The sequence below is a fragment of the Allobosea sp. GW822-FHT05A11 genome, assembly GCF_058800455.1.
Genome location: NZ_JBXAMI010000003.1, coordinates 470,016 through 483,913, shown reverse-complemented (window position 1 = coordinate 483,913; position 13,898 = coordinate 470,016). Strand labels below are relative to the sequence as shown.

General features: G+C 67.5%; 11 protein-coding genes. 8 read left to right on the top strand and 3 right to left on the bottom strand.

Features of this window, described 5'->3' with window-relative positions; all coding sequences use genetic code 11:
• Window positions 1-3: 3 nt before the first annotated feature.
• The 5 genes from AC1RLU_RS11845 to AC1RLU_RS11825 all read left to right on the top strand — a co-directional run bounded on the left by AC1RLU_RS11845 (window position 4) and on the right by AC1RLU_RS11825 (window position 5,960).
• Complete coding sequence (locus tag AC1RLU_RS11845) at window positions 4-636, top strand: LysE family translocator (protein WP_061965193.1); 633 nt, start codon at window positions 4-6, stop codon at window positions 634-636.
• Between the two features lie 9 nt (window positions 637-645).
• Window positions 646-1,212: a chromate transporter gene (locus tag AC1RLU_RS11840; RefSeq protein ID WP_492795721.1), complete on the top strand. Its 567-nt coding sequence runs from the start codon at window positions 646-648 to the stop codon at window positions 1,210-1,212.
• Window positions 1,212-1,751 carry a chromate transporter gene (locus tag AC1RLU_RS11835; protein ID WP_492795719.1) on the top strand — a complete coding sequence of 180 codons (540 nt, stop codon included), beginning with the start codon at window positions 1,212-1,214 and terminating at the stop codon, window positions 1,749-1,751. The genes AC1RLU_RS11840 and AC1RLU_RS11835 overlap by 1 nt, the downstream gene beginning before the upstream one ends.
• Before the next feature lie 108 nt (window positions 1,752-1,859).
• Entirely contained in the window at window positions 1,860-4,628 is a 2,769-nt protein-coding gene (locus tag AC1RLU_RS11830; protein ID WP_492795718.1) for a tetratricopeptide repeat protein, read from the top strand.
• 123 nt (window positions 4,629-4,751) lie between these two features.
• On the top strand, window positions 4,752-5,960 hold the full coding sequence (locus AC1RLU_RS11825; protein WP_492795716.1) for a M20 family metallopeptidase: 1,209 nt from the start codon (window positions 4,752-4,754) through the stop codon (window positions 5,958-5,960).
• Between the two features lie 6 nt (window positions 5,961-5,966).
• On the opposite strand, the gene AC1RLU_RS11820 is transcribed toward AC1RLU_RS11825, so the two are convergent.
• Entirely contained in the window at window positions 5,967-6,548 is a 582-nt protein-coding gene (locus tag AC1RLU_RS11820; RefSeq protein WP_492795714.1) for a TetR/AcrR family transcriptional regulator, read from the bottom strand.
• A 103-nt stretch (window positions 6,549-6,651) separates the two neighbouring features.
• Here AC1RLU_RS11820 and AC1RLU_RS11815 point away from each other — a divergent pair, with 103 nt between their 5' ends.
• Window positions 6,652-6,873: a putative antibiotic biosynthesis monooxygenase gene (locus AC1RLU_RS11815; protein ID WP_091856008.1), complete on the top strand. Its 222-nt coding sequence runs from the start codon at window positions 6,652-6,654 to the stop codon at window positions 6,871-6,873.
• 43 nt (window positions 6,874-6,916) lie between these two features.
• On the opposite strand, the gene AC1RLU_RS11810 is transcribed toward AC1RLU_RS11815, so the two are convergent.
• Both AC1RLU_RS11810 and otsB read right to left on the bottom strand, forming a co-directional pair.
• Window positions 6,917-8,758, bottom strand: a complete 1,842-nt coding sequence (locus AC1RLU_RS11810) for a glycoside hydrolase family 15 protein (RefSeq protein ID WP_492795712.1) — start codon at window positions 8,756-8,758, stop codon at window positions 6,917-6,919.
• A 2-nt stretch (window positions 8,759-8,760) separates the two neighbouring features.
• The gene (gene otsB / locus AC1RLU_RS11805) at window positions 8,761-9,561 is read right to left on the bottom strand and encodes a trehalose-phosphatase (RefSeq protein WP_492795710.1); all 801 of its coding nucleotides are present in this window, start codon (window positions 9,559-9,561) and stop codon (window positions 8,761-8,763) included.
• A 280-nt stretch (window positions 9,562-9,841) separates the two neighbouring features.
• Between otsB and AC1RLU_RS11800 the strand changes: the two genes are divergently transcribed.
• On the top strand, window positions 9,842-11,407 hold the full coding sequence (locus AC1RLU_RS11800) for an alpha,alpha-trehalose-phosphate synthase (UDP-forming) (RefSeq protein ID WP_492795708.1): 1,566 nt from the start codon (window positions 9,842-9,844) through the stop codon (window positions 11,405-11,407).
• A 181-nt stretch (window positions 11,408-11,588) separates the two neighbouring features.
• Window positions 11,589-13,856 (top strand): phosphoenolpyruvate--protein phosphotransferase, encoded by a 2,268-nt coding sequence (gene ptsP, locus AC1RLU_RS11795; RefSeq protein ID WP_492795706.1) that lies wholly within the window; start codon window positions 11,589-11,591, stop codon window positions 13,854-13,856.
• Window positions 13,857-13,898 lie beyond the last annotated feature (42 nt).

Below are 13,898 nucleotides of genomic sequence, written 5' to 3'. Positions count from 1 at the left end.
CAGATGCCCGAGACGACGACCCTCATCACCTTCTCGCTGATCGCGCTCGGCATGGTGCTGACGCCCGGCCCCAACATGATCTACCTGATCTCGCGATCGATCGCGCAGGGCAGGGGCGCGGGGCTGATCTCGCTCGGCGGCGTCATCCTCGGCTTCTTCGTCTACATGTTCTGCGCCGCCTTCGGCATTACGGCGCTGCTCTTCGCGGTGCCCTATGCCTATGACGTGCTGCGGCTCGGCGGCGCGGCCTATCTGCTCTGGCTCGCCTGGCAGGCGGTGCGGCCGGGCGGACGCTCGCCCTTCCATGTCCGCGATTTGCCCCATGACGGGCCGCGCAAGCTCTTCGCCATGGGCTTCCTGACCAGCCTGCTCAACCCGAAGATCGCGATGTTCTATCTCGCGCTGCTGCCGCAATTCATCGACCCGGCCGCCGGCCATGTGCTCAGCCAGTCGGTCGTGCTCGGCTTCGTCCAGATCGCGATCAGCGGCAGCGTCAACGCCCTGATTGCGACGGCCGCCGGCAGCATCGCGCTGTTCCTGCGGACGCGGCCGTTCTGGTCGCTGGTCCAGCGCTGGATCATGGGCACCGTGCTCGCCGGCTTCGCGCTGCGCATGGCGATGGAATCGCGGCGCTAGCCAACCCGGATGTCGACCCTCGAAAGCGCATCGGAAGCGCCGCGGCCGAGCCTGCCGGACCTGTTCACCGGCTTTCTCAAGATCGGCCTGATGGGCTTCGGCGGCGTGGGGCCGATCGCACGCCATATCATCGTCAGCGAGCGCAACTGGCTCGACGATCGCGGCTATGCCGAATTGATCGGCATCTGCCAGGCGCTGCCCGGCGCCAACACCGTCAATGCGGCGGTGATGCTGGGCGATCGCTTCCGGGGCGGAATCGGCGCCTTGACCTGCGTCTTCGCGCTGATGGCGATGCCGCTGCTTTGCCTGGTCGCGCTCGCCAACGGCTATGAGGCGGTCTCCGGCCACCCCTTGGCGCAGATCGCCCTGACCGGCGCCGCCGCCAGCGCCGCCGGGCTCATCCTCGGCACCGCCCTGCGGCTCCTGACGAGGGCCGGCCTTGCGCGTTGGGCCTGGCTGATGGCCGCGGCCGCCTTCGTCGCGGTCGGAGTGCTGCGATTGCCGATGCTGCCGACCTTGCTGGTGCTCGTGCCGCTCGGTCTCGTGGCAGCGACGCTGGGAGCGCGGCGGGCCTGATGGAGCGCGGCGTTTTCTTCCAGCTGATCGTCACCTTCGGCACGATCTCGCTGATGGCGATCGGCGGCGCCAATGCCGTGGTGCCGGAAATCCACCGCCAGGTCGTCGAAATCCTCGGCTGGATGGATGCGCCGACCTTCGCCCGCCTCTTCGCCATCGCACAGACGGCACCCGGTCCCAACATCATGCTCGGCAGCGTCATCGGCTGGCATGTCGCCGGCACCGCCGGCCTGCTGGTCGCGACGACGGCCCTCTTGCTGCCCTCCTGCCTGCTGGCGCTCGCCTCGAGCCGCGGCCTCCAGCGCTTCGGTGGCCATCGCGTGGTCCGGATCGCTACGCTTGCGCTGGTGCCGATCGCGCTCGGCCTGATGCTGGCGAGCGGCGTCGTTGCGACGCTGGCCGCTGATGCCGGCCTCGTCGGCTATGCGATCACGGCGGCGACGGCGCTGGTGACCTATCGCTCCAAGGTCAATCCTCTCGTGCCGATGGCGGTCGGCACGCTCGCCTATGTCCTCGCCTGGTATGCGGGTATCGCCTGAGCGCGAGCGGCAGCACCGGTCGTTCATTCGGGGGATGGCATGACGCTGCCCCCGCCATCATGCTAGCATCTCCCAACGTCACCCCGGTGCGTTGTCAGGGAGGTCGGCATGCCCAGCTTGCTCTCGCGGATGGCCTTCCTTGTCCTCGCACTGCCGATGCTTTCCATGCTCGGCTCGCAGACGGCCCAGGCCCAGAAGGCCGGAACGGTTGCGCTCTGCAAGGATGATCGCACCGAGAAGGGGCTCGCCGCCTGCAACACGCTGCTGAAGGGGCGCCCCGACCGCAAGGTCAAGGCGATGGCCCATGTCGCGCGCGGCCATACCCAGCTCGCGCTCGGCCGTCCCGCCGAGGCGGAGAAGGATTACACGGAGGCGCTGGCCATCGCGCCGAAATTCGCGCCGCTCTACCGGGATCGCGGCCGCGTCCGCTTCACGCTGGGGAATCGCGACGGGGCCATGGCGGATTTCACCGCAGCCATCGAGAACGATCCCTTCGACCCCGACAACCACGCCAATCGCGGCTATCTCAGGTTGTTGCAGTATGATTTCGCCGGGGCAGGCGAGGACCTGCGCAAGGGCCTGTTCTGGCAAAAGCAGCATCCACGCAGCGATTATCTCCTCGGCCTGCTCGCTTATGCCACCGGCCGCTATAGCGACGCCGTCGCGCATATCGACAAGGCGCGCGAGGGCGGCTTCCGTACCTCGGAAACCTTCATCACCCGCGCCCGCAGCCTGTATTATCTCGGCACCTTCGAGGCCGCGGCGAAGGAAGCGACCGAGGGGCTTGTCGCCTTCCCGAAGCAGGTCGATTTGATCGAGATCCGCGCCCGGGCGCGATTGGCGCGTCGCGAATTGCCGGAAGCGCTCGCCGATGCCGAAATCGTCGCAGAAGCGCAGCCCCGTTTCGGACGCGCCTATGCGACACGTGGTGCGGTGAAGCTGGCGATGAAGGACATTGCCGCAGCCACCGTGGATGCCGACAAGGCGATCGAACTCGATCCCGGCCTGTTCGATGCCCATGAGCTCAAGGCGGACATCCTGCTCGCTTCGGGCGATCAGCCCGGCGCCCGTGCCATCCTCGTCCGTTCCGCGGCGCGCACGGATGCGAAGATGGCCTATGATGTCGCCTCGAAAGAGCGTCACGCGGCGCGGGTCGCGGAATTCGACAAGCCGAAGCCGATCGTCGTGGCCGATCTCTGCGAGGCCGAACTGAAGAAGCGCTGTGCCACCCGCGACGATCCGCTGCGCATGCAGAGCTGCGACCGGCTCGTCGAAACGGCGACGACCCCGCAGGACAAGGCCGACAGGCTGATCCTGCGTGCCGAGGCCAGGCCCTTCGCCGACCGGCTGGGAGATTTCGAACTGGCCGTGGCAGCGGCGCCCGATTATCTCCCCGCCACCCTGGCGCGGGCCTACGCGCATATGGCGGATTATCGTTATGACAAGGACATGTCGCCTTTCGATCGCGCCTGGGCCGACGCTGATAGTGCCGTCCGTCGCTCTGGTGCCGACAAGGAAATCTGGGCCCGGGCCATGCTGGCGCGGGCCGCGGTCTCGCAGGGCAGGGGAAACTACGATGCGGCAGTCACTGATCTGACCGCGCTCGTCGAGCACGACCCCAAGGCGCGGTACTATCGCGAGGAGCGCGCCAACGCCTTTCTCATGGCTGGCCGGCCGGCCCAGGCCTTGGAGGATATGCGCGAGAAGGCGCGGCTGCCGATGGATGTCCCCACGGGACCGGAGGGCGAGGATGATCTCGTCGTGGCGCTCATCGAAACCGGCGCGCTCGACGAGGCCGTCTCGATTCTCGACAACTGGCGCAGCAACCGCTTGCCGGGCGCCTATGCCGAGCAGGCTTTGCGGGCTCGCGTCGCGCTGGTCCGGGGCGACATGGCTACGGCGCGGGAGCAGGCTGCGGCTGCGCTCACTGACAACCGCTTCAACATCGCGGCGCGGGCCGTCAATGGCCTTGCCGCCGCCCGGCTGGGCGATGCGCTCGACGCGGAATCGGACCTGAGCAAGGTCATCGACGATGCGGTCGACATTCCTTTCCGTGCCCGTAACTCCAGCCTCACGCCGGGCTTTGTCGCCGATCTCTTCCTCTGGCGTGGCCTTGCCCGCGTGCAACTGAACCGGATCAACGCTGCGCGCGCCGATTTCACCGAGGTCATCAAGCGGGCGCCGGATCGGGCCCGCGCCTATGCCGAGCGGGCCGCATTGAACCTGCGCTCCGACAATCCGGCCGCCCTGACCGATATCGCGATGGCCCTGCGGATCGAGCCGAGCGAGCTGCGCTGGCAGGCGCTTGCAGCCCGGATCAATCTCGCGACCGGAGATCCGGCGGCGGCCGAACGCTTCGCCACCGCCGCGCTCGCCGCGCCCTCGCCGGAAGCCGATCTGCTGCTGCTGCGGGCCAAAGCGAGGCTCGGCCTCGGACGCTTCGCTGAAGCGGCGGAGGATGCGACGGCCCGGCTCGCGGTGGCTCCCGGGGATGCGGATGCCCTGCTGCTGCGGAGCGATGCCCGGCTCGGACAGGGCGATGCGGCTGCCGCGCTCGCCGATGTCGAGACGGCGCTCGTGGCGAAGGCAAACGACCCGCGCTTCCTGCTCGCGCGGGCGGAATTGAAGGCCAAGCTGGGCGACGTGCCCGGCGCCATCGGCGCCTTCGAGGCTGCGGCGGCACGGTCCGAAGCGTCTCTCCAGGCCAACAAGCGTCTGGGCGATCTCTATGCCGGGATCGCCTCCGACCAGCTCGCGCTCGGCTACTATGCCAAGGCGCTGGAACAGCCGGCGCGCGCGCCGGCCGATGAAGCGACCCGCGACGCTGCCCGCACGGCTCGCGATGCCTTGATCCGGCGGATGGCCGCCCGGAAATAGGCTTGGGGGCTTAAGGCCATGCGCGACATGAATGGCATGGCCGCCACCGCTCGCCATTGCCGCTCGCGGCATTGGCGATAAGCTGCCCGCATTGTCCCATCCGGAACGAATGCGAGTGAGCCCATGAGCGCCCTGACCCCCGAGGAGAAGAAGGTCACCGAGTGGCTGGCGAGCCGCAAGGAGGGCATGGTCGCGCTGCTGCGCGAGCTGGTCGACACCGACTCGGGTTCCTATGACAAGGCCGGCGTCGACCGGGCCGGCGAGGTCGTCGCGCGCTTCCACAAGGCGAACGGGCTCGATGTCGAGATCGTGCCGGATAGCCGCTTCGGCGATGCGGTCCGTGCACGCTTGCCCAATCCCACGGCCAACGACCAGCGCCCGGTCATGCTGCTCGGCCATCGCGACACCGTCTTTCCGCAGGGCGAACCGACCCGCCGGCCCTTCACCATCAAGGGTGGCCGCGCCTATGGGCCGGGCGTCGCCGACATGAAGGCGGGCGTCATGATCTCGGCCTTCGTTGCTGCTGCCTTCGCCGAATGCGGCGGTCTGGCCGCGCCGCTCCTGATGCTGACGACCAGCGACGAGGAGATCGGCTCGCCGTCCTCTCGTCCGGTCATCGAGGCTGCCGCGCGCGAGTCGCGCTGCGTCTTCAATGCCGAGCCCAGCCGCCTGCCGGCCGGCACTGAATTCGCCAGGGACCAGAAGCAGTCGGTCACCAGCGGCCGCAAGGGCGGCGTCTTCATGCGCGCCGAGTTCACCGGCAAGCCCGCCCATTCCGGCGCGAATTACGAGAAGGGCGCCTCGGCCATCGTCGATCTCGGCCACAAGATTCCCAAGCTTCAGGGCCTCACCGATCTGGAGAAGGGCATCACCGTCAATGTCGGCCTGATCGGCGGCGGCCAGACCGTCAACACCATCGCGCCCAGCGCCTGGTGCGAGATCGACCTGCGCTATGTCACCGCCGCCCAGCGCGACAAGATGGTCGGCAAGATCAAGGCGATCATCGAGAAGCCCGAGGTTGCCGGCACCAGCGCCGTGCTCTCGATCAAGGGCGAGTTCCTGCCGCTGGAGCGCTCTTCGGATTCTGCCGCGCTCTACGACACCTATCGCGAGGCGGCTTCCGCCTTCGGCATCGGTGTCTCCGCGGAATTCACCGGCGGCTGCGCCGATTCCGGCTTCACCGCCGCGCAGGGCACTCCGACGCTCTGCAGCGTTGGTCCGATCGGCGGCATGGCCCATACGCCGGACGAGTTCCTGGAGGTCGAGAGCATCGTCCCGGCAGCGCAGGTGCTGGCGCTCGCCGTGATGCGTGCTGCCGCCAAGGTGGAGTGACGGAGCTCAGCGGCAGAGCAGGTCAATCTTGCGGCTGAGCGAAGGTTCGTCCTCGCTCAGCCGGTCGGTCAGCACGTGCAGCCAATTGAAGCCGACCCAGAGCTCCAACCGGTCGTCGATCTCTTCAGACGAAAACTCGCCGCGCTCGGCGGCGCGCACGAACATCCGGCGCGGTGAGGCGAGGCGTTCCGGCATGAACTTGAAGCGCAGCGCGGCAAGGGCCTCCGCGCTGGTCTGCGCTTCGGCGACCAGCCCGCGGAAAACGCGTCCCGCTGCATCCTCACGCCAGAAGCGCCAGAGATCCCTGGTGTAGCGCAGGAGGTCGGCGCGCAACGAGCCTTCATCCGGTACGGGAATGGCGGCGTCCTTCTCGACGCCGTAGATCGCGATGAAAAGCTCGGCCTTGTTCGGCCACCAGCGATAGATCGTCGGCTTGCCCGCGCCGGCGCGGCGGGCGACTTCCTCGATCGAAAAGCCGGCATAGCCTTTCTCGGCTAGCAGCTCCCGCGCCGCCGCCTTCACCGCGGCTTCCGTCTCGGGGCTGCGGCGAGCGCCGATAGAGGCCCGGCGCTTCGGTTTTGGCTCCATCCTATCGAACTCCTCGCACGGACCGCTCGCTCCTTGACATAACGAAACGGTCCGTTTAGTTCAACAAATAGAAACGGAACGTTTCGTTACGTGGAGAAGCTTGATGGCTCTGTCTTTTCTGTCGCGGCTCGCCTCGCGTCTGCGCTTTCTGGTCGTCGCGACCCTGGGCGCCTATGCCGCGATCAATCTTGTGCTGGCCGCATTGGCGCCCTTCACCGCGGGTTGGCCCATTTTCGGCGTCACGGCGCTGGCCGTGCCGCCCATGGTGCTCGCGATGGTCTATGGGGTGATCCCGGTCGCCTTCCGCTTCGGCGCGCCGCGTTGAAAGGCCGCGGGCTCCGAGGGCAAAGCGGGCCGGCGCCCGCCTCTCAGAACGCCTCTTCCCAGTCCCGGCTCAGCCGCATCGCGCAGTTGATCAGGCCGACATGCGAATAGGTCTGCGGGAAATTGCCCCACAGCTCGCCGGTCTTGAGGTCCGCATCCTCCGAGAGCAGGCCGAAGCTGTTGCGCCGCTGCAGGATGCGCCCGAACAGCTCCTTCGCCTCCTCGCTGCGTCCGATCGCGTTCAGCGCGTCGACATACCAGAAGGCGCAGATCAGGAAGCCGGTATGCATGTAACCGAAATCGTCCTGCGTGGCGTAGCGCAGCAGGAGGTCGCCGCGCTTGAGGTCGCGGCCGATCGCCTCGACGGTGGCGACGAAGCGGGCATCGTCGGCCTTGACGAAGCCGAGTTCGGCGAGAAGCAGCAGCGTCGCATCGAGCTCTTCGCCGCCGAAGGTCGAGACGAAATGGCCCTTCTGCTCGTTCCATATCTGCTCGGCGATGGTGTTCTTCAGGCGCTTGGCCTCGCCTTTCCAGTACTCCTTCCGGTCGGCGCGCCCGAGCGTGCCGGCGATGCGGGCGAGCCGGTCGCAGGCCGCCCAGCACATCACGCTCGAGAAGGCGTGCACCGCCTCCTTCTCGCGCAGCTCCCAGGGGCCGGCATCGGGCTTGTCGAACACGGCGATGGCGATCTCGCCCATGCGTTCGAGCTGTCCGAACAACGTCTCCTTGCCGGGCTGGATCAGGCGGCGGTCGAAGAAGGAATGCGTTGCCGCCAGCACGACCGCGCCATAGCCGTCATTCTGGATCTGCACGGCCGCGCCGTTGCCGAAGCGCACCGGCTGGTGCCCGCGATAGCCTGACAGGTTCTTCGCCTCGAACTCGGTGAGCGAGCCGCCGCGCGTGATCGGATAGAGCGGCGGCAGATGCTCGGCCCCGCTCTCGGAGAAGGTGTCGACGATATTGGTGATGAAGCCGAGATAGTCCTCCATCGTCCGCGTCGTGCCGAGCCGGTTCAGCGCATGGACGACGAAATAGGCGTCGCGCAGCCAGCAATAGCGGTAGTCCCAGTTGCGTTGCGTGCCCGGCGCTTCCGGGATCGAGGTCGTCAATGCCGCGACGATCGCGCCGGTCTCCTCGAAGGAGCAGAGTTTCAGCGTGATCGCGGCCCGGATGACTTCCTTCTGGTACTCGAACGGGACCGAGAGCGAGCGCACCCAATCGCGCCAATAGTCGGTGGTCTTGTCGAGGAACTCGCGCGAAGTCGTCTCGATCTCGGCGCGCAAAGCCTCGTCCGAGCCGATGAAGAAGGAATAGGCCTGGTCGACGGCGAAGGGCGTGCCTTCCACGACATAGGAAAGCGGTGCGTTGGTCGTCAGCCGGATCGTCTGATCGGCGCCGACGAAGCGGACATGGTTGGAGCCGCGCGTCGTCTCGTCGGGCTCCTCGCCGATGCCGAGGCAGGGCCTGACGAGGACGCGGATGCGCGGCCGTCCCGAGACGCGCCGGACCCGCCGCACCAGCTGCGGCGGCCGGAAGAAGCGCTCGTAGCGCACGAAGCGCGGTGCGAAATCGAGGATCTCGATCGCATTGCCCTGGTCGTCGGAGAGCACGGAGGACAGGATCGCGGTGTTGTCGAGATAGCCCTGCTCGCAGCGGGTCATGCCGACGAGCTCGATGGCGAAGACGCCCTTTTCGGGCTCGGCATCGCCGTCCTCGGCTTTATTGTCGATCAGCGAGCAGAAGACGGGGTCGCGGTCGAAACGGGGGAAGCAGCCCCAGACGATGCGGGCGCGCCGGTCGACGAGGGCGGCGATCGAGCAGTTGCCGATCACGCCGAGGTCGAGCGAGGCGGAGTGCTGCCCCGCGGTCGAAGTCGTTACGGTCATGATCAGTCCTGCTTGAAGCTGGAAGCGGTAAGATGGCCACCTTCGGCGGCTTCGAGAAGGATATGCCGCAGGGCGGTCGGCGAGGCCAGCCGGCAGGTGGCATGGCTCTCGCGGTCGGCGCCGATGCGGACCGAGACGCCGCCCATGGCGTTGACCGCCTCGAAGCCGTCCTCGTCGGTGATGTCGTCCCCGATAAAGACGGGGATGCGGCCGGCATAGACCGGTGTCGCCATCAGCCAGGCGATGGCACTGCCCTTGCTGGCGCCGGCGGGAACCAGCTCGGCGACGGCTTTGCCTTCCTGCAGGCGCATGCCCGGCCCCAGCTTCACGGCGATGCTGCGCATCAGCGCCAGGGCCTCGGCCTCCAGCGAAGGCGCCAGCCGCCAGTGCAGTGCGATCGAGATGCGCTTGTCCTCGACGATGATGCCGACATGGCTGTTGGCGAAGCGTACGAGATCGCGCAGCGCCCCATGCATGCCCTTATGCGTATCGGCCTGCGAGCGGATCTCGCCGTCGACGCGGATCTGAGCCCCGTGCAGCCCGGCGATATCGAAGCGGTGCGGTGCAAGGATGCCGTCGAGGAAGCCGATCGGCCTGCCGGAGACGAGCGCCAGCGCCCCGCCGAGCTGGGCACGCAGCGCCATCAGCGCCGGAGCCACCCGTCGGTCGAGATGCACGTCCTCCGGCGAAGGGGCGATTTCCACGAGCGTTCCGTCGAAATCCAAAAAAAGAGCGATCTCGCTGCCCGGGGAAGCGATCTCATCGGGCCTTGAGGCAGTATCGGGTTCGATCAATATCGTCATCGTTTCGTATCTGGGCAGAGAAGGCGGCAGAAGAGCGGCCAAGCGACCAAGGACATCCTTTTCTGTCCTGTCGCCTAGCCATAGCCGCGTCGAAAATAGAGGTCGAGGGGTTGCCTCGATCTGTCGAAAGCCTACCATGTCGTCGCGATTTCACCGCACGGCTGCCACAGCGCTGCCATGTGACCGCGTCCGCACCACGGAAACATTACGCTTTCGGAAGCGTTCTGTTCCTGCCGCCGATGGCGAAATGCGGGCGGCCCCTGCCGGAGAATGCGAGTTTATGCGTCTTGTCATCGTTTCCAATCGCGTCACGATTCCCGATCGCCATGAAAAGGTGATGGCCGGGGGGCTGGCGGTCGCCCTGCGCGAAGCGCTGGAGCAGCGCGGCGGTCTGTGGTTCGGCTGGAGCGGGGCGGTCAGCGAGGGCGCGCCGGCGCCGGTCCGGCAGGTCGAACATGGCAACGTGACCTATGCCGTGACCGATCTGAGCGAGGCCGAGCGCCAGAGCTACTATCTCGGCTTCTCGAACCGGGCGCTCTGGCCGCTGATGCACTATCGGCTCGGCCTCACCGAGTTCCAGCGCAGCGACTATATGGGCTATCTCGGCGTCAATCGGCGCTTTGCCCGCGCGCTCGCCGGGCTGATCAAGCCCGACGACATGATCTGGATCCATGATTACCACCTGATCCCGCTGGCGGCGGAACTGCGCCGGCGCGGCGTCACCAACCGCATCGGCTATTTCCACCATATCCCCTGGCCGGCGGCCGAGATCATGGGCGTCTTGCCGTTCAGCGCGACGCTGATCCGCACCATGGCAGCTTACGACCTTGTCGGGATGCAAACCGAGGTCGATGCGCGCAACCTGATCGACGGACTCGTCTCCCTTTGCGGCGCCCGCACCGACGGCAGGCGCGTGCGGCTGGGCCCGCGCGAGACCACGGTGCGGGCCTTCCCGATCGGGATCGATGTCGAGGGCTTCCGCCGGCTCGCCGCCGCCTCCGCCCGCCAGGCGACGACGCCTCTGCGCGCCACGCGTGAATCCCTCGGCCAGCGCAAGCTCGTCATCGGGGTCGACCGGCTCGACTACTCCAAGGGCATCGTCCAGCGGCTGGAGGCGTTCGGCGAATTCCTGCGCGGCCATCCGGAGGAGCGCGGGCGGGTCAGCCTGCTGCAGATTGCCCCGCCCTCGCGCAGCGACGTGCCCGAATATGCGGATCTGGACCGCCAGTCCGACGAAGTTGCCGGCCGTCTCAACGCCCAGCTCGGCGAATTCGACTGGACGCCGATCCGTGTGGTCAAGAAGGCCTATTCGCGCAAGGCGCTGGCCGGCTTCTACCGGCGCGCCCAGGTCGGCCTGGTCACGCCGATGCGCGACGGCATGAATCTCGTCGCCAAGGAATATATCGCGGCGCAGGACCCGGCCGATCCGGGCGTGCTCGTGCTCTCGCGCTTCGCCGGCGCGGCCCAGCAGATGAGCGAGGCGCTGATCGTCAATCCCTTCGATTCCCACGAGGTGGCGGAAGCGATCCGCACCGCGCTCGCCATGCCGAAGACCGAGCGCATCCGCCGCTTCGAGAAGCTCTATGCCATCATCGCGGCTACCGATATCGACTGGTGGACGCGGCAATACCTGCTGGCCCTGTCCGGTGAGGCCGGGGCGGCCGAGGCATTGGCCGTGGGTAACGAGCGCAAGGAACCACGTGCCGGCGCGCGGCGGACGGGCCGGGGCGAGACATCGGCCGCGTCATCGGCTGCCCCGGAAGCCGGTGTCCGCAAGATGTCGGCAGGATCGCGCCGGAAGCGGAGTGCCGCCGAGGCCTCTCATCTCGTTTTGGTGCGGCCCTGAGACTTCGGCCTCGAGCCCAAAAACGACGGAAATCTTGGGGTGATGCTACGGACCCTGTTCGCGGCCCTTGCCGAATAAGGTCTTTGGTCGCTAGAAGGCAGCATGACCGGAGTGGGCGACTCAGGTCTGGACAGGCATCGTATCGTCGATGGCTGAGGAGGCGGGCGGAGGGCTGAGATCGATGCGAGGCGCTCTCGGAGGACCGGGCGTTCTGTTGCGCCGTCTCCGCGAGGTCATGGCGGCATCGATCAGCCCGCAGGAGCGGCTGGACCGTCTCGTCGTCCTGATCGCCGGCAATCTCGTCGCCGAAGTCTGCTCCGTCTACGTCCTGCGCGAGGACGGCTCGCTTGAACTCTACGCGACCGAAGGCCTCAACCGCGAGGCGGTCCACCTCACCACCATGCGGGCGGGCGAGGGCCTCGTCGGCCTGATCGCGAGCGAGGCCGAGCCGCTGGCGCTGTCGGACGCGCAGGCTCACCCTTCCTTCTCCTACCGTCCGGAGACGGGCGAAGAGGTCTACCGCTCCTTCCTCGGCGTGCCGATTCTGCGCGGCGGCGCCGTGATGGGCGTGCTCGTCATCCAGAATCGGGCTTCGCGGCTCTATTCCGAAGACGAGATCGAGACCCTTCAGACCACCGCCATGCTGATGGCGGAGATGATCGCGGCCGGCGGCCTCAAGTCGCTGGCGGCGCCCGGCGCCTCGATTGGCCTCGATCGTCCGATCCATGGCGTCGGCGTGGCGCTGGCCGATGGCGTCGGCCTCGGCCATGTCGTGCTGCACGAGCCGCGCGTCGCGATCACCAATCTCATCGCCGAGAATCCGGCTGCCGAGGTCGGCCGGCTCGAAGCGGCGATCGGCGAGATGCGGGCCTCGATCGACGAACTGGTCGAGCGCGGCGACGTCGCCCATACCGGCGAGCATCGCGACGTTCTCGAGACCTTCCGCATGTTCGCCCATGACCAGGGCTGGCTGCGCCGCATGCGCGAGGTCGTGCTGACCGGACTCACCGCCGAGGCGGCGGTCGAGCGCGTCCAGTCCGACACCCGCGCCAAGATGCTGCGCCAGACAGACCCCTATCTGCGCGAGCGGCTGCACGATCTCGACGATCTCGCCAACCGGCTGCTGCGCACGCTGGTCGGCAAGGCGAACGGCGTCGCCCGCGAGAACCTGCCGGAGAATGCCATCCTCGTCGCCCGCTCGATGGGTCCGGCGGCGCTGCTGGACTACGACCGTGCTCACTTGCGCGGGCTCGTGCTGGAGGAGGGGGGGCCGACCAGCCATATCGCGATCGTCGCCCGCGCGCTCGGCATCCCCGCCGTCGGCGAGGTCGTCAACGCGACCGCGCTGGTCGAGGCGGGGGATGCCATCATCGTCGATGGTCAGGCGGGCGAGGTGCAGATCCGCCCGCAGCCCGACGTCGAGAATGCCTACAAGGACAAGGCGCGGCTGCGCGCCCGCAAGCAGAAGCAGTACCAGAAGCTCAAGGAGCTTCCGGCCGTCACCCGCGACGGGGTCGACATCACCCTGCAGATCAATGCCGGCCTGATCGTCGACATGCCGAACATCGAGGCGACGGCCGCCTCCGGCATCGGCCTGTTCCGCACCGAATTGCAGTTCATGGTGGCGCAGCACATGCCGACCACCGCCGAACAGCAGGCGCTCTATGCGGCCGTGCTGGAGGCTGCGGCGGAATTGCCGGTCACCTTCCGCACCCTCGATATCGGCGGCGACAAGGTGTTGCCCTATATGGAGCGGGTCGAGGAAGAGAACCCGGCGCTCGGCTGGCGCGCGATCCGCATCGGCCTCGACAAGCCGCGGCTGCTCCGGGCGCAGGTGCGCGCGATGCTGCGGGCCGGGGCGGGGCGGGATCTCAAGATCATGCTGCCGATGGTCGCGACCACCGAGGAGTTCCGCCGCGCCCGCATGATCATCCGTCGCGAGCAGGCCATGCTGGAGAAGCAGGGCGTTGCCCCGCCGCGCGATCTCAGGGTCGGCGTCATGGTCGAGGTGCCGTCGCTGTTGTTCGAGCTGCGGGAGATCGCGCGCGAGGCGGATTTCCTGTCGATCGGCACCAACGACCTCATGCAGTTCCTCTTCGCCGCCGATCGTGAGAACAAGCGTGTCGCCGACCGCTTCGATCCGCTCGGCGTCGGCGCCCTCAGGGCTCTCAGGCGTATCATCGAGGCTGCTGCCGAGACCGGCTGCCCCGTCACCGTCTGTGGCGAGATGGGCGGCAAGCCGCTGGAGACGATGGCCCTGATCGGCCTGGGCTATCGCGGCTTCTCGATGTCGGCCGCCTCGATCGGGCCGGTCAAGGCGATGTTGCGCGCGCTCGATGCCGGCAAGCTGCGCGAGCGCATGGACTGGATGCTGGCCTCTCCGGAAGGCGCCACCAATCTGCGCCAGCAACTCGCCGCCTTCGCGACCGAGTTCAAGGTCCCGGTCTAGCGACGCTGCTTTTGCAGCCGCTGCCGCTTTTCCCTTTTGTTT